The organism is Dietzia aurantiaca, assembly GCF_021033825.1.
GTDB classification, from domain to species: domain Bacteria; phylum Actinomycetota; class Actinomycetes; order Mycobacteriales; family Mycobacteriaceae; genus Dietzia; species Dietzia aurantiaca.
This window is the reverse complement of the sequence record NZ_JAIFXZ010000035.1, coordinates 1-668: the sequence shown is the minus strand read 5'-3', so window position 1 is coordinate 668 and position 668 is coordinate 1. Positions and strand designations below refer to the sequence as shown.

The following is a 668-nucleotide window of genomic DNA, read 5'->3' as shown; positions in this document are numbered from 1 at the left end:
CACCAGTTGATGACCGCAAGTCTGGACTACCCGGGCTGCGGTACCGACCCCGACGATCCCCGGCCCGGATACTCGATCCTCGATGCCGCCGATGTCGCGATCACCCACCTGGTGCGAGTGCTGGCGATCTCCACCTACAAAGCCGGGACGATGATCTCCTTCGCCGCCGACCTGCACCTTCGCTACCCGGCAATCCTCACCGCGATGGCCCAAGGGCGACTAGACGAGACCACGGCCAAAGCCCTGGCCGGCCAGATGGAATTCGTCGACCCCGCACTGCTACACCAGATCCAACAGGACGTGGTCGATGACTACCTGGCCACCATCGAAGCCGGCAGGCGACCCGGCATGAAAGCCATCCGCAACCGGGCCGACGAGATCATCTCCACACGCGATCCGAACGCGGTCCGAGCCCGCAAGAAAGACGCCGGCCGCGACCGCGGCGCCAGCATCAGCCCCGGCCGCGACGGCATGTCCACCCTCCACGCCCTCCTGCACGCCGACGAAGCCGCCGTCCTGGCCGAAGCACTCGAGCAGAAAGTCGCCGCCGACCGCGCCACCGAACAAGACGCCGCAGCTACTGCCAGCGAACCCGCCGACAACACCGCAGCCGCAAACACGCCCAACACCGATACCGATACCGATACCGATACCGATACCGATACCGA

General features: G+C 66.0%; 1 protein-coding gene. It reads left to right on the top strand.

The window, feature by feature from the left end:
* Positions 1 to 9: 9 nt before the first annotated feature.
* A partial coding sequence (locus K3888_RS17500) for a DUF222 domain-containing protein (protein ID WP_230931557.1) occupies positions 10 to 668 on the top strand: 659 nt, incomplete at its 3' end.